The sequence below is a fragment of the Pseudomonas putida genome (assembly GCF_028682395.1).
In the GTDB taxonomy this organism is placed as follows: Bacteria; Pseudomonadota; Gammaproteobacteria; order Pseudomonadales; family Pseudomonadaceae; genus Aquipseudomonas; species Aquipseudomonas putida_AB.
The window spans coordinates 393909-408799 of record NZ_JANHLC010000001.1 but is presented as its reverse complement, the minus strand read 5'-3'; the positions used below and the strand labels follow the sequence as shown (position 1 = coordinate 408799).

The 14891-nt window shown below is 62.0% G+C and carries 14 protein-coding genes; 5 read left to right on the top strand and 9 right to left on the bottom strand.

Annotated elements, in window-relative coordinates; all coding sequences use genetic code 11:
* Window positions 1–66 precede the first annotated feature (66 nt).
* Genes NPS46_RS01910 through NPS46_RS01900 form a run of 3 tightly spaced genes read left to right on the top strand, consistent with a single transcriptional unit; the run spans window position 67 to window position 1190 of the window.
* Window positions 67–408: a helix-turn-helix domain-containing protein gene (locus NPS46_RS01910; protein WP_274104698.1), complete on the top strand. Its 342-nt coding sequence runs from the start codon at window positions 67–69 to the stop codon at window positions 406–408.
* Window positions 405–776: a hypothetical protein gene (locus NPS46_RS01905; protein ID WP_274104697.1), complete on the top strand. Its 372-nt coding sequence runs from the start codon at window positions 405–407 to the stop codon at window positions 774–776. The genes NPS46_RS01910 and NPS46_RS01905 overlap by 4 nt, the downstream gene beginning before the upstream one ends.
* Window positions 777–1190: a sel1 repeat family protein gene (locus NPS46_RS01900; RefSeq protein WP_274104696.1), complete on the top strand. Its 414-nt coding sequence runs from the start codon at window positions 777–779 to the stop codon at window positions 1188–1190.
* Here NPS46_RS01900 and NPS46_RS01895 read toward each other — a convergent pair.
* The gene (locus NPS46_RS01895; protein WP_274104695.1) at window positions 1169–2962 is read right to left on the bottom strand and encodes a bifunctional diguanylate cyclase/phosphodiesterase; all 1794 of its coding nucleotides are present in this window, start codon (window positions 2960–2962) and stop codon (window positions 1169–1171) included. The two genes, NPS46_RS01900 and NPS46_RS01895, sit on opposite strands and share 22 nt — an antisense overlap.
* A gap of 118 nt (window positions 2963–3080) precedes the next feature.
* Window positions 3081–5162 (bottom strand): carboxy terminal-processing peptidase, encoded by a 2082-nt coding sequence (locus NPS46_RS01890; protein ID WP_425312672.1) that lies wholly within the window; start codon window positions 5160–5162, stop codon window positions 3081–3083.
* A 139-nt stretch (window positions 5163–5301) separates the two neighbouring features.
* Between NPS46_RS01890 and NPS46_RS01885 the strand changes: the two genes are divergently transcribed.
* On the top strand, window positions 5302–6264 hold the full coding sequence (locus NPS46_RS01885) for a zinc-binding dehydrogenase (RefSeq protein WP_274104693.1): 963 nt from the start codon (window positions 5302–5304) through the stop codon (window positions 6262–6264).
* A gap of 73 nt (window positions 6265–6337) precedes the next feature.
* Here the strand turns inward: NPS46_RS01885 and NPS46_RS01880 are convergent, their stop codons facing one another.
* The 6 genes from NPS46_RS01880 to NPS46_RS01855 all read right to left on the bottom strand — a co-directional run bounded on the left by NPS46_RS01880 (window position 6338) and on the right by NPS46_RS01855 (window position 11596).
* Window positions 6338–6991, bottom strand: coding sequence for an HAD family hydrolase (locus tag NPS46_RS01880; RefSeq protein WP_274104692.1), 654 nt, complete (start codon window positions 6989–6991; stop codon window positions 6338–6340).
* A gap of 34 nt (window positions 6992–7025) precedes the next feature.
* Entirely contained in the window at window positions 7026–8015 is a 990-nt protein-coding gene (locus NPS46_RS01875; RefSeq protein ID WP_274104691.1) for an ABC transporter ATP-binding protein, read from the bottom strand.
* The gene (locus tag NPS46_RS01870) at window positions 8012–8809 is read right to left on the bottom strand and encodes an ABC transporter permease (RefSeq protein WP_274104690.1); all 798 of its coding nucleotides are present in this window, start codon (window positions 8807–8809) and stop codon (window positions 8012–8014) included. The genes NPS46_RS01875 and NPS46_RS01870 overlap by 4 nt, the downstream gene beginning before the upstream one ends.
* Window positions 8796–9641 carry an ABC transporter permease gene (locus NPS46_RS01865; RefSeq protein ID WP_274104689.1) on the bottom strand — a complete coding sequence of 282 codons (846 nt, stop codon included), beginning with the start codon at window positions 9639–9641 and terminating at the stop codon, window positions 8796–8798. Before NPS46_RS01865 ends, NPS46_RS01870 begins: the two co-directional genes overlap by 14 nt.
* Entirely contained in the window at window positions 9638–10444 is an 807-nt protein-coding gene (locus NPS46_RS01860; RefSeq protein ID WP_274104688.1) for an alkaline phosphatase family protein, read from the bottom strand. Before NPS46_RS01860 ends, NPS46_RS01865 begins: the two co-directional genes overlap by 4 nt.
* An 84-nt stretch (window positions 10445–10528) precedes the next feature.
* On the bottom strand, window positions 10529–11596 hold the full coding sequence (locus tag NPS46_RS01855; RefSeq protein WP_274104687.1) for an ABC transporter substrate-binding protein: 1068 nt from the start codon (window positions 11594–11596) through the stop codon (window positions 10529–10531).
* A 377-nt stretch (window positions 11597–11973) separates the two neighbouring features.
* On the opposite strand from NPS46_RS01855, the gene NPS46_RS01850 reads away from it, so the two are divergent.
* The gene (locus NPS46_RS01850; protein WP_274104686.1) at window positions 11974–12687 is read left to right on the top strand and encodes a UTRA domain-containing protein; all 714 of its coding nucleotides are present in this window, start codon (window positions 11974–11976) and stop codon (window positions 12685–12687) included.
* Between the two features lie 6 nt (window positions 12688–12693).
* On the opposite strand, the gene NPS46_RS01845 is transcribed toward NPS46_RS01850, so the two are convergent.
* On the bottom strand, window positions 12694–14862 hold the full coding sequence (locus tag NPS46_RS01845) for a mechanosensitive ion channel domain-containing protein (protein ID WP_274104685.1): 2169 nt from the start codon (window positions 14860–14862) through the stop codon (window positions 12694–12696).
* Window positions 14863–14891: the final 29 nt, after the last annotated feature.

Here is a 14891-nt window from a genome sequence, read left to right as displayed (position 1 = left end):
TGATAAGATTAAGCTACAAGGAAATCGCCGACTCGTTATATGCAGTACTCCTACGGGGTGTAGTAAATGGATCTTCAAATCATTAAACGTGATGGTGAGCCGGAGTATGCCGTCCTGCCTTGGGCGCAATACCAGGCTCTGGTCAAGGCAGCGGGCTTGCGCACTGCCACGCCAACGGCCCCCGAGCAACCTCGGGCTGCCGTATCCCGCGAGGCCTTGCCGGGCCTCGACCAACTTCGAACGCTGCGCGAAGCCAAGGGCCTGGCCATTGAGAGCCTGGCGCGAACAGTGGGCATCAGCCCGTCCTACCTGGCAATGATCGAAAGTGGCGAGCGTCAGCCCGATGCGGCCATCAGTCGTAGCCTGGCGTGGGAATTGGGCGTATCAGGTTGGGGGGAAGCGTCGTGAGCGTACGTATCAGTCGTCAACACTGGGATGGGTTACTGACTGAACTCGATCAGGCTCGTCGCCAGCGCCATTTACTGACCTACCGTGCCTTGCTCGAACGGCTGCAACTGCCGAGCCCGGCGATGCAGACCCTGACCGCGGCACTTGAGCATCTGGCGGCGCTGGATGCCCGGGCCGAGCAACCTCTGCGCAGCTCCCTGGTCATCAGCCAGGGGGCGAGCCGCTTGCCCCGCACGGGCTTCTTTGAATGTGTCGAGCGCCTTGGGCGTTTCTCCGGACCCTCCGACGGTGTGGCCGCAGCGTCATGGCATGCCTCGGAAGTCGTGCGGGTTTTCGAATACAGCTACCCCGACACCGTGGAGGCCTGAATGCTCTGGCGTCTGCGTGCTCGATTGAGCTACTGGCTGGCTCGCCGATTGTTCCACTGGCCACGACTGATGCGCCAACCCAGGGTCTGGCGCTGGATGGAGGGCCAGTTTGCGCGCATGGCCAATCTGGGAGATGTGTCTGCACAAAGCTTCTACGGTCATATCCTGACGTTTCGTGGCCAGGGGCTCGGAGCGCGTGAGGAAGGCATCCGCCTGATGCGCCTGGCGGCTACAGCCGGTGATGGCAAGGCGGCTTATCAGATGGGCGTGATCAGCCTGGCCGGGGATACCCGCAACGCGCCTGATCCTGTCGAGGCGGCGCGCTGGTGGACGCTGGCCGTCCAAGCCGGGCATCCGTTGGCGCCGCTCAAGCTGGAGCAGCTCAAGGCCCCTCAGAGCCCCACGATCGATTGATCGAGTGCGATGAGTGTCTCGACCTGGCGTGTATCGATCACATGCACGCTGGCGCCGATCACATCCTTGGCATGGTGCTTGGCTTCGGAGGCTAGCTCGGCCAACTGGCTGGCATCGAGCAGGGCACAGCTTTGCGGATGCAGATGCACCACGCCAATCGACAAGGACAGCAGGGGGAACTCCTGGCGCTGGCCCTGGCGATTGGTCGCGGTGAAGCAGCCGGCGTCAAGATGCTCGCTGCGATAGAAGCGTCGGCATTGCTGGTGGAAGTCATCGAGCAGCAGGCTCAGGCGTTTGCGCCAGTCTTCTGAGCCGAGGACCAGCATAAAATCGTCACCGCCGATATGGCCGACAAAGTCGCGACTCGGATCCACCCGATCATTCAGGCTCTGGGCCAGGCACAACAGGACTTCATCGCCGCGCCCGTAGCCGTAGATATCGTTGAAGGGCTTGAAGCTGTCGATATCGACATAACAGATGACCGACTCGCGTGCCTGTTGCAGCAGGCGCGTCAGGCACTGCTGGATCGGCACATTGCCCGGCAGCAGGGTCAGGGGGTTGGCATACCGGGCCTGCTGGATCTTCAGTTCGGTAATCAGCTTCAGTACGTCGATCACCCGTCCCAGGCCCAAGTAGCTGCCCTGCTGGGTGATGATGAAATCTTCTTCGATACGCTGCCGGGCGCGGCTGGTGATCAGGCGGCTGACCTGTTGCAGTGACTGGCTCAGTTCCACGGCCAGGAAGTCGTCGCTCATCAGGCGGCTGATGGGCTTGCGGGCGAACAGGTCGGTGGCGAAGGGTTTGAGCAAGACATCCGAAAGCGAATGCCGATGCACGATGCCGCAGGGCTGGCCCTGTTCGTCCAGCACCGCCAGGGAGTTGAGATTGGCCTGCAGGCGAAAGGCCTCCAGCACGGTGGCGGTCGGGGTGTTCTGCGCCACGGCCGGTTGCTCGTTGAGCAGGGCGCTGAGGTCGCTGCCTTCTTCGCTCAATGACACTGCCTGGCTTTCGAGCTTGGGCAGCAGGGTCCGGGCATCGCGCGGTGGCTGGTCCTGGGGGCGACAGAGCAGGTAGCCCTGGACCAGGTCGACGCCCATTTCGGTCAGCACGGCGAGTTCTTCCGCCAGCTCTATGCCCTCGGCGATCACCAGCGCCCGGGAGGCCTTGGCGATCTGCATGATCGAGCCGACGAACTCGCGCTTGACCCCGTCCTGATGAATGCCGTCGATAAAGTGGCGGTCGATCTTGACGTAGTCCGGGCGCAGTTCCGACCACAGCCGTAGGCTCGAATAGCCCGCGCCCAGGTCATCCAGGGCAATCGAAAAGCCCATGTCGCGATAGTGGTGCAGGGCGTTCTGCAACAGTTGGAAATCATCGGTTGGCGTCTGCTCGGTCAGCTCGATCACGACCCGGCTGGGCGGGATGCGCAAGTCCTGCAGCAGCTTGAGGGTGCGCCCGGGCTGGTGGGTGGGTTCCAGCAGGGATTCGGGGGAGACGTTGAGGAACAGCTTGCCCGGCAGCTGTTGCTCGCTGAAACGTTTGCAGGCGCTGTGCCGACAAGCCATTTCCAGCTCGCTCAGGCGCCCGGCCTGACGGGCGACGGCAAACAGGCTGATGGGCGAGTGCAGGGGGCTGTTGGAGGGGCCGCGGCTCAGGGCCTCGTAACCGAAGATCCGTCGCTCCGACAGCGAAACGATCGGCTGGAACAGACTGTGTAGACCACCCTGAGCCAGGATTGAGCCCAGGGCGTTCAGCTGTTCGGTCATGGTCATGGCGATCTCTGTCGAAAAAAAAGGACTGAGTGCCTGCGGCGCTCGGTCCTTATTTCACGACAGTATGATGACTGTTTGATGACGGCCCGAAGGCCGTAGCATTAAAAAGCCACTACCGTCAGTGTTTAGCCACGGCCGTGTTGAGCTTCAGGTAGTCGAGCAGAATACGCCCGGTTTCGCTGAGGTAGGCATCGTCTTCCGGCTTGGTCTTTTCGGGCTCGACCGGCAAGGCGTCTTCGTCTTCCTTTTTAAGCTCCTTGAGCGGTTCTTCACCCTTGGCTTTGCGGCGGGCGTTCTCCAGTGCCAGTTGCTGGGCTTCGATCGCGGCGTGCTGGGCGCGACGCTCGGCTTCATTAAGACTGACGGTTTTTTCGGCCATCAATTTTTGCGCCAGTGCCAGCTTCTGGCGAATAAACACGAACTCGGCATCCTTGACCGAACGGGCTTCGTGTTCGGCCTTCAACTGCGCGATGTACGGCTTGAACGGGTCCAGCGCCGGTCTGATGGCTGGGCGAATGGTGTCCCACGGCATCGCTTCGGGCAGGGCGCTCTCGCCAATTTCCTTGGTATCGATCAGCGAGGGGTAGTCGATGTCCGGCAGGACGCCCTGGTGCTGGGTACTTTGGCCGGATACGCGGTAGAACTTGGCCATGGTCATCTTCAGCTCGCCATGGTTGAGCGGCTGGATGTTCTGCACAGTGCCCTTGCCGAAAGTCTGGCCACCCACGATCAACGCACGGTGGTAGTCCTGCATGGCGCCGGCAAAAATCTCCGAGGCCGAGGCCGAGAGGCGGTTGACCAGCAGCACCAGTGGCCCTTTGTAGAAGGCCCCCGGGTTTTCGTCTTCGAGCACGTCGACACGGCCGTCGGCATTGCGCACCAGTACGGTCGGGCCCCGGTCGATAAACAGGCTGGTCAGTTCGGTGGCCTCCTGCAACGAGCCGCCACCGTTGTTGCGCAGGTCGATGACCACGCCGTCGACTTTTTCCTTCTGCAGTTCGGTCAGCAGCTTCTTGACGTCACGCGTGGTGCTCTTGTAGTTCGGGTCGCCGGCACGGAACGCCTTGAAATCCAGGTAGAACGCCGGGATCTCGATGACGCCGAGCTTGTAGTCCTTGCCATCCTGCTTGAGCTTGAGGATCGACTTGTTTGCCGCCTGGTCTTCCAGCTTCACCGCTTCGCGGGTGATGGAAACGATCTTGCTGGTCTGGTCGTTTGGCGGATTGCTCGCCGGGATCACTTCCAGGCGCACCACCGAGCCCTTGGGACCGCGGATCAACTTGACCACTTCATCCAGGCGCCAGCCGATCACGTCGACCATTTCCTTGTCGCCCTGGGCCACGCCGACGATCTTGTCGGCTGGTGCGACCTGCTTGGTCTTGTCGGCAGGGCCCGACGGCACCAGGCGAACGATTTTCACCTGGTCGTTGTCGCTCTGCAGTACGGCGCCGATGCCTTCGAGGGACAGGCTCATGTTGATGTCGAAGTTTTCCGCGCTGTCGGGCGACAGGTAGTTGGTGTGCGGATCGTAGGACATCGCAAAGGTGTTGATATACGTCTGGAAAATATCTTCAGCGCGGGTCTGGTCCAGGCGGTTGAGCTGGTTCTTGTAGCGCTTGGTCAGCAATTCCTGGATGGCCTTGGGCTCCTTGCCAGCGATCTTCAGGCGCAGGACTTCGTCCTTGACGCGTTTGCGCCACAGGTCATCGAGTTCGGCGGTGCTGCTCAGCCACGGCGCATCCTTGCGGTCGATCTGCAGGGATTCCTTGACGGTGAAATCCATCTTGTCGACGCCCTTGTCGAGTTCCGCGAGGGCGAAGTCGAGGCGGGATTTGACCCGGTTCAGATAGCGCTTGTAGATCGTGAAGCCCGGATTCAGGTCGCCGCTCTTGAGGAAGTCGTCGAACTGGGTTTTCCACTTGTCGAATTCGGCAATGTCGCTGGCCAGGAAATAGCTGCGCGACGGGTCGAGCAGTTTCAGGTAGCTGTCATAGATGATGACGGAGCGTGCATCGTCCAGCGGTGGCTTGCTGTAGTGATGACGCTTGAGCAGTTCAACGACGTTAAGGCTGGCAATCACCTCATCACGATCAGGCTGCAGATTGTCCCAGCTATTGGCTGCGAATGTATTGGCGGACATCGGCAGGACGCCGAGGCCAATGAATAGTGCAAGTGCGGAGCTGGAAAATAAATGCTTCATGCTGATTCGACGCGGGGGCAATTGATAACGCATATTAGGCCGTCTTTGAATTCGCCGGCTCCGTTGGGGCCGGTCGCATAATGCAAAAAGCCCGAATGCTTCAGCACCGGGCTCAGTCCAGACTCACTATGGAGGCACTGTGAAAGCATTGCAAGGCGTTGACGGTCAAGTGGCCTGGCTGGAAGAGGCGAGCCCGGCGTGTGATGTCGGCCAGGTTCGGATCAAGGTGGCGGCCGCGGGCCTGAATCGCGCCGATCTGTTGCAGCGCGCCGGGCTCTATCCGCCCCCACCCGGGGCCAGCCAGGTGCTGGGCCTGGAATGCGCCGGGGTCATCACTGAAGTGGGGGCGGGCGCCAGTTGGCAAGTCGGCGACCGGGTGTGCGCCCTGTTGGCCGGCGGCGGTATGGCCGAGGAGGTGGTGGTCGACGGCCGGCATGTCTTGCCGGTGCCGGAAGGCCTGTCGCTGGTCGAGGCCGCGGCGCTGCCCGAGGTATACAGTACGGCGTGGTTGAACCTGTTCCAACTGGCGGGATTGCGGCCGGGCGAGAAGGTGCTGTTGCACGCCGGCGCCAGTGGCGTGGGCTCGGCGGGGATTCAGTTGTGCAAGGCGTTTGGTAGCCCTTGCTGGGTCAGCGTCGGTTCGGCTGATCGGCTGGCGTACTGCGAGGCGCTGGGTGCCCAGGGCGGCGTGGTGCGCGGCGATGACCTGGAGGCGCTGCGCGACTTCGGCCCGTTTGATGTGATTCTCGATCCGGTGGGTGGCAATTACGCAGCGCTGAACCTCAAGCTGCTGGCGCGCGATGGCCGCTGGGTGCTGATTGGCTTGATGGGCGGGCGCGAAGCGCAGATCGATCTGGCGCAGATGCTGGCCAAGCGTGTGCAGGTGGTGGGTTCGACCCTGCGCAACCGTGACGATCAGTTCAAGGCCGACCTGCTCAGCGACCTGGGTCAACAGGTCTGGCCACTGTTCGCCGAGCAGCGCCTGAGCCCGCAACTGGCCAAGACCTTTGCGATCAAGGATGCCGAGGCGGCCTTCGCCGAGCTGGCGGGGAATCAGGTCTCGGGCAAGCTGGTGCTGGTGATCGATGCCACCCTGGTGTGATTGCGCGTTGACCGTAATGTCTCGCGAGTACGCTCGCGCCGATTGACGACGGGTCGTCTGCCGGCGCGAGGGTTTATTTCCAGGTATGGATCGGCCAGCCGGCACGCTCGGCCTCGGCGCGCAGGACCGGGTCCGGGTTGACCGCATGGGGGTGGTTGACCTTGTGCAGCAGTGGCAGGTCGTTGCGCGAGTCGGAGTAGAAGCTTGCGCCTTCCAGGTTTTCCTCTTCGCGATCCAGCCATTCCAGCAGGCGGCTGATCTTGCCTTCGCGATAGGTCAGGGTGCCGACCGTGTTGCCGGTATAGACGCCGTTGCGCACCTCCAGGTTGATCCCCAGCACTTCATCGATGCCCACGCGTGCCGCAATCGGCGTGACCAGGTGGGTGCCTGAGGCAGAGATCACCAGGATCCGGTCGCCTGCCGCGCGATGGGCCGCGATGGCCTTGCAGGCATCGCTGTAGATCAGCGGCTCGATAATGTCTTCGACCCAGGGTTCGACCAGATGAGCGATCTCTTCGGGGGTACGCCCGGCGATCGGTTCCAGGCTGAATGCCATGAAGTCTTCCATCGCCAGCTCGCCCCTGGAGTAGGCCGCCATCAGCTCGTGGTTGCGACGCATGAAGGGTTCGGGGTCGACCCAGCCCAGCCGTCCCATCTGCTCGCTCCACAGCGTGGCGCAGTCGCCGTGGATCAGGGTGTCGTCCAGGTCAAAAATAGCCAGGGGCATCAGTGCAGTTCTCTCTTCAGGTTCGGCAAGGGCATCAGGCTACCTCACAAAGGGCGCCGGGATCGATGGACAGGGACAGGCGCTGACCATTGGCGTACAGGTCGGCAGCCGAACGGTTCAAGACATCGACAATCAGCTCCACGCCCCGCGCCTCGACCCGGTAGCGGATAACGTTGCCCAACAGGCTGTGGCTGCGTACCTGGGCTTCGAGTTCGCCCTGCAGGCTCAGTTCGATGGCTTCCGGGCGAATGGCCAGGCGGCTGCTGATCGGCCGCTGCAGCAGGCGGCTGGCGCTGTCGGCATCGAGCAGGTTGTAGTTGCCGATAAAACCGGCGGCAAAGGCATCAACCGGCGCGGTATAGAGCGACTCGGCGTCGCCGCTCTGGACAATCTTGCCCCGGTTCATCAGAAAGATACGGTCGCTCATGGTCAGGGCTTCTTCCTGGTCATGGGTCACGAAAATGGTGGTCAGTTCCAGCTCGCGCTGGATCTGGCGGATCTGTTCGCGCAGGTGCTTGCGGATTCGCGCATCGAGGGCCGACAGGGGTTCGTCGAGCAGTAGCAGGCGTGGACGGGTCACCAGGGAGCGGGCCAGGGCCACACGTTGGCACTGGCCGCCGGAGAGCTGGTGCGGGTAACGGCTGGCAAAGTCCTTGAGCTCCACCAGTTGCAGCACCTCTGCGACGCGGCGCTGGCTGTCGTCGGCATTGACCTTTTGCATGCGCAGGCCAAAGGCGACGTTCTGCTCGACCGTCATGTTCGGAAACAACGCATAGCTCTGGAACACCATGCCAATGCGCCGCTTCTGCGGGCTGAGCGGCACCAGGTCCTGGCCGTCGAGCAGAATCTGGCCGCCGTCCACGGGGGTCAGGCCGGCGATGCAGCGCAGCAGGGTGGACTTGCCGCAGCCGGAGGGGCCGAGCAGGGTGACGAATTCGCCCTTGGCGATCACAAACTCGATGTCGCTGAACACCGGCGTACCGGCATAGGCCTTTTTCAGGTTCTGGACGTTGACGAAGCTCATTGGCTTTTGTCCTTGTTCAAGTGAGTGGCCACCCAGGTGAGCACCAGTACAAAGAGGAAGTAGGAAATCACCACGGCACTGGTGAAGTGGCCGCTGCTGTTGCGCATGTTGTTCAGGTACACCTGCAGGGTTTCATAGCGGGTGCCGACCAGGATATTGGCGAACACGAACTCGCCGAACAGAAAGGAGAACGACAGCAGCAGCGCAACCATCAGCCCTTTGCGCAGATTGGGCAGGACCACCAGGAACGCCGCTTGCCAGGTGCTGGCCCCGAGCAGTTGGGCGGCGTCCATCAGGTCGCGCAGGTTGATGGCCTGCAAATTGTTGGTAATCGCCCGGTACATGAAGGGCAGGGCGACGGTGAAGTAGCAGCCGATCAGGATCCAGGGGGTGCCGACCATCGCCAGCGGCCCCGAGCCGTAAAGTTGCAGCAGGCCCACCGAGGACACCACCGGCGGCACGGCAAAGGGCAGCAGGATCAGGATATTCATCAGCGCATCGAGTTTGGGGAAGTGGTAGTGCACCACGAACAGCAAGGGCAGGATCAGCACCACTGACAATGCCAGCGCACCGACACAGACCACCAGCGACTGGATGAACGCATTGAGAAAGCGTGGATCGCTCCACAATTGCAGGTACCACTTGAAGGTGAAGCCGCTGGGTAGAATGGTCGCCGACCAACTGCTGGAGATCGAATACACCAGGGTGCCGATCAGCGGCAGCAGCAGGATCAGAAACAGCAGCCAGACCATCACCCGGTGATACAGGTGGGGCGTCGCATCAGCGCGAGACATGGTAGCTCCTCTTAAGCAGCCATTGATGAACCAGCGTCACCAGGGTCATCAGGCCCACCAGGATCACCGCCAGGGCGCTGGCCATGTTCGGGTCGAGGCTGATATCGCCCGAGACCATGGCGGCGATACGGATGGGCAGCACGTTGAAGTTGCCGGTGGTCAGTGCATACACCGTGGCATAGGCGCCCAGCGCATTGGCCAGCAGGATCACGAAGGTGCCGAGCAGGGCCGGGGTCAGCACCGGTATGCCGATATGCCGCCAGAATTGCCATGCATTGGCACCGAGCAGCGCGGCGGACTCACGCCAGTCTTCGCGCAGGGTGTCGAAGGCCGGATAGAGCAGCAGGACGCCAAGGGGAATCTGGAAATAGGTGTAGAGAATGATCAGGCCGGTTTTCGAATAGAGGTTGAAATCCTCGATAATCCCGGCCTGCTTGAGCATCAGCGTAATGGTGCCGTTGAAGCCGAGCAGGATGATAAAGGCGAAGGCCAGCGGAACGCCGGAGAAGTTGCTGGTCATGTTGGCGAACGCGTTGACGAAATTGCGCAGGCGCGAATCGACCTTGTTCAGCGAGTAACTGCCGAGTACCGCGATCACGATGCCAAACAGGCTGGACCAGAAGCTGATCTCCAGGCTGTACTGGATGGCTTGCAGGTAGAACTTGGACGCAAAGATCCGGTTGAAGTTGGCCAGGCCCCAGCCGCTTTCTTCCGATTGCAGGCTGTTGACCAGTACCCAGGCCAGCGGGGCGATCTGGAACAGGATAAAAAACAGTGCAAAGGGCGCCAGGCAGAGCAGCGCCAGGCCTTTGCCACGCGTGAGCGACTTCACTTGAGCAACTCCTGGCAGACGGGTTTGTCGTGGGGCACGCCCAGCAGCTCGCAGATCGTGCCGCACAGCTGTGTCTGCAACGGGCTGGCATCGGTATCGAGGCTGAAGGCCGAGCCCAGCACAAACAATGGCACTTCGCGCTCCTCGGCCAGCAGGCCATTGTGCGAGCGGTCGTTGTTCATGCCATGGTCGGCCGTGACCAGCACCTGGTAGCCGGCATCGAGCCAGCCCTGCAGATAGTCGGCCAGGACGATATCGGCCGAGCGTGCGCTATTGCGGTACTGCGGGCTGTCGAGGCCGTGCTTGTGGCCGGCGTCGTCGATGTTCATTGGGTGCACCAGCAGGAAGTTTGGCGCGTGGGCCAGGCGCAGGCTTTCGGCGTCGGCGAAGAGGTGGGAATCGGGGTAGTGGTCGTTCCAGTAGAAATGCCCCTGCTGGATCGGCAGGTCCGGGGTGCAACTGTGCCGGTCGCGGGCGGCGACAAAGGGTGAGCGGTTATACAACTCGCTGACCCAGTGATAGGCCGCGGCGGCGGTGCTCAGGCCCGCGTCCCTGGCGTAATGGAAAATGCTGCGTTGGCTCGACAGGCGCGAGATCTGGTTATGCACGATGCCGCTTTCGATGGGCGCAACGCCCGTCAGAATGCATTCATAGAGTGGCCGCGAGAGTGCTGGCAACTCGCATTCCAGCGCGTACAGCGCGGCGCGTCCGGCTCCGACATAGGCCTGCAGATGACCCATGGCATGCCGGGCGACCTGATGGTTCAGGCCGTCGAGTACCACCAGAATGACGTTGTGCGACATGGCCCGGTCTCTTGTGAGCGATGTGAGCGGTGCGCCCGTCCGCCCGCGCCGGATTTACCGTTGCGAACGGGCAGGCGCGGCGGCTTATTGCATATTGATGATGACTTCTTCCTGCCACTTCTGCGGCAGGGCCTTGGAGGTCTTCTCCCAGGCATCGGCATCCTTGATCGGCGTAACCTTCTTGTACTGCTCGTTGGGCAGCAGCTTGGCCTGCACATCGGCTGGCAATTGCAGGTGCTCGGCGCGGATCGGGCGGGCGTTGCCACGGGCCAGGTTGGTTTGCCCGGCGTCGCTGAAGATGTACTCGCGGGCCAGCTTGGCGGCGTTTGGATGCTTGGCGTACTTGTTGATGATGGTGGTGTAGCCCGAGATCACCGAGCCATCGGAGGGAATCAGGACGATGTAGTCGTCGGGGTTGGCCATCTTGGCGCGATAGCTCAGGCCGTTGAAGTCCCAGACCACGCCCACTTCGATTTCACCCTTCTCCATGGTTGCAATGGTCGGGTTGGCCAGGGATAGGCGCCCCTGCTTGGCGATTTCGGCGAACATCAACAGTGCGGGCTGAATGTTCTTTTCATCGCCACCATTGGCCAGCGCTGCGGCCAGTACACCGTTGGCCGCCTGGGCGGCGGTACTGACGTCGCCAATGGAGACCTTGTACTTGCCGGACTTGAGGTCGGCCCAGCGGGTCGGCGCTTCGGAGCCGTGCAACAGCTTTTTGTTGACGATAAAGGCGATGGTGCCGGTATAGGCCAGTGCCCAGTTGCCATCCTTGTCCTTGGCCCAGTCCGGGACCTGCTCCCAGGTCGTGGGCTTGTACGGCTGCACCACACCCTGTTTTACCGCGATCGGTCCGAAGGCCGCCCCGACGTCGCCGATATCGGCGCTGGCGTTGTCCTTCTCTGCGGCGAACTTGGCCACTTCTTGGGCCGAGCTCATGTCGGTATCGATATGTTTGAGGCCATAGAGCTTGCTCAGGTCTTCCCAGGTGCCGCGCCAGTTGGCCCAGTCGTCGGGCATGCCCACGCTATTGACGGCGCCTTCGGCCCGGGCGGCGGCCTCCAGGGTTTTCAAATCGGTGTTGGCGGCCATGGCGGCGCTGCACAGGGCGATGCTCGAACCTAACAGTGAGGCCAGGAAAAGCTTTTTCATCCGAAGCTCCTTGGGGCGTGCTCAACGCGCCGGTGTGGTCGCGTCGTTGGGGTGATCGAGGTCTTGGGCTGGGTTGGTCTAGGTCAGCAATACCTGAGCCAATCTAGGTGGACTGGATGACACTTTGATGTCGGTCGCCGCTGCGCCAGCCCTCGCAAGGGGCAACGCTGGTACCGGCGAGATAAGCGTAGACCATCGTCAAATCGCTGAATTTGAGCGGTTTATCGCGCCTGAAGGGGGGATTTCTAAAGGCCGCTCAGCGTTTTTGTCATCTATCAGTCATGAGTCTTGCCTAGGCTTTGAGCGATATTCGGGATGAGCGAAGCGCTCGGTTCTGCCCTGATTCGGTGCTGGTCTAGTCCAAATAGGTAACAGGGATGCGCGAAGAGATACCCAAGGCGGTGACAGCCATCAGCCTGGCGCTGCAAGAGCAGGTCGAGCACGGCTTGCTCGCACCGGGCAGCAAATTGCCGGCCGAGCGCAAGCTCAGCGAATTGTTCAGCACGACCCGAATCACGGTGCGCGAGGCATTGCTTCAGCTCGAAGCCAGAGGGTTGATCTATCGGGAGGAGCGCCGTGGCTGGTTTGTGTCGCCGCCGCGCCTGGCCTACAACCTGATGCAGCGCAGCCACTTCCACGCCATGGTCAGCGCCCAGGGCCGGGTGCCTTCGACCGAGGTCCTGTCAGCGCGGTTGCAACCGGCCTCGGCAGCGGTGTGCGCCTGGTTACAGTTGCCGGCGCTGTCCAGCGTGATCCAGATCCGTCGCGCACGGCGGATCGATAAGCGCCTGGTGCTCTATGTCGAGCATTACCTCAATCCACGCTACTTTCCCGGGATTCTCGACTTCGACCTGAACCAGTCCATGACCGAGCTCTATGCCCGGCATTTCGACCTGCATTACGGCCGTGTGCGTTTCGAGATCGTGCCTTCGTCGCTACAGGCCGAGGCGGCCGCGGCCTTGAGGGTGTCGCCGGGCAGCCCGGGATTGAACATTACCCGGGTCAATTACGATCAGCATCAACGGCTGATCGATTGTGATCTGGAGTTTTGGCGACACGACGCGATTCATGTCGGGGTCGATGTGCTCTAGCGCGCCTTACTCTTTTGTCGCGCCGCCTAGCGCTCCGCCGCCGGGCGTCACCACCTGCACGCTGAGGCGTGGGGTGGCCAGGTCCAGGCCGGCTTCGTCCATGGTGCGCTTGAGCAGCAGGTTGAAGGCTCGGGAAACTTCCCATTGCTTGATCGGTGCAGTCTTGAAGCGGGCCCGCAGGATCGCGCTGCCGGACTCGAAACTCTCGACGCCCTGGATCTCCAGGGGCGACCAGATATTGCGCCGTTGCAGGGGATCATTGCGCATCTTCTGGCCGACATCGCGCATCAGCTTGATCGCTTCATCGATCTCCATATTGAAGGGGATCGCGACTCGGAAGATCGCGTAGCCGAACTCCCGGGAGTAGTTCTTGATGCTTTTGATCTCGCTGAACGGGATGGTGTGCACGATCCCGTCGATATCGCGCAGGCGCACGGTCCGGATGGTCAGGCCTTCGACGGTGCCGAGGTGGCCGCCGACATCGACATAATCGTCGATGGCCAGGGAGTCCTCGATAATGATGAACAGGCCGGTAATCAGGTCGGCCACCAGCGACTGGGCGCCAAAGCCGATGGCCAGACCGATGACCCCCGCACCGGCCAACAGCGGCGTGACGTTCATGCCCATGTTGGCCAGGGCGACGATCAGCGCAATGATGAAAATCGCCACGAACAACACGTTGCGGATCAGCGGCATCATGGTCTGTGCACGGGTATTGGCCAGGCCCTTGCGTGAGCGGGTGAGGGCCAGGTGCACGGCGGTATCGCTGAGAATCCAGATCAGCCAGGCAAAGATCAGCGTGCCCGCGAGGCTGAGCAGCTTGACGCTGACATCATGGCCGTCGCCTTCGGTGAAACGGATCAGCGACATGCCCCAGACCCGCAGGCCCAGTTCGATGAAGATCAGCCACACCAGCAGGTGGACCAGTGTGTAGAAGAAACTCTTGAGGCGTTCGGAGTAGAGGGCGTGGCGTTTGTGCCCGCGTTGCGGCCTGAGCGCGTGGCGCCGGACCAGGCCGTTGATCACCATGCAGAGCACCACCAGCACTGTGCACAGCAAGGACTGGCGCAGGGCGGTGCTGGTGTCCCCGGCGGAAATGAAAGTGGCAAACAGCGAGATCGCCACCAGGATCAGCGCCGGGATGTACCAGAAGGTCCCGAGGATATCGATGGTGTCGCTCAGGGCGCGGCGGGTCAGGCGCCGGGACAGCGGCTGGTTACGAATCAGGTGGGCGATGGGCCGGCGGAAACGCAGGATAAACAGCCCGGTGGACAGGGCCGCGAGCACATTGGCCAGGGTCGCGGCCGTATGGGCCAGGTGCTGGCCGAGGCTGCTCACCAGGCGGGGATCGCTGAGCGCCTCGCCGAAGGCGGCGAAGCTGCCGATCAGCCATAACGGGCGGAATGCCTGGTGCCGCAGGATATACAGTGCGCGATGGCGGTGCGGGCCATCGAGCACGGAAAAGGCGATGACGCAGATGGCCGAGAAGCAGGTGCCGATGACCAGTGCATAGGCCAGGACCATGGCCAGGTCCTTGCCCAGCGAGGAAGGCAGGGCGTAGGTCATGTAGACGGTAATCAGCAGCGCGACCATCCAGGGGCCGAGCTTGCGCAGGGCAAAGCGCAGCAGGTCCATGGTCGTGGGGTGTTGCGGCAGATCCTCGGTCAGTCCGAAGCGCAGGCGCACGCGATGGCTGAGCCAGATCATGGCGTAGGCCAGCAGGCTCCAGAGCAGCAGGATCAGGGCAAAGGCGAAGATGATCGGCAGCCATTCGCTGGCCGGCAGCATCAGGGCATCCAGTTCGTCGCGGGCATGCTCGACTTCCTGGGACCAGCGGCTGAGGGGGCTGTCGTCGCCGGTAAACTGTTTTTCGAAGTTCGAGAGGGTGCTGCCGATCAGGCCGAGCACCCCTTCTTCGGTCACCGGTTGAGCTTTCTTGGTGCTGTCGCGCAGTTTCTTCAGGTCGGCGAGCAGCTTGCTGCGCTGCTGGTCGTTTTCCAGGGTCTTGATCACTTCGTCCAGCGACTGGCCCAAAGGCTCGGTGGCTTGCGGCTGGGCCTGGTTCGAGGAACCGAGCAGGCTCGGCAGGCCAACCGCCTGGGCGGGCGCCATGGGGAGCAGCGTCAGCAGGCAGATCAGCAGGCAAAAGGGCAAAGCGAAAAGACGAGCAAGCACCGGGCGGCCTACCTCATGAAAAGAAGGGT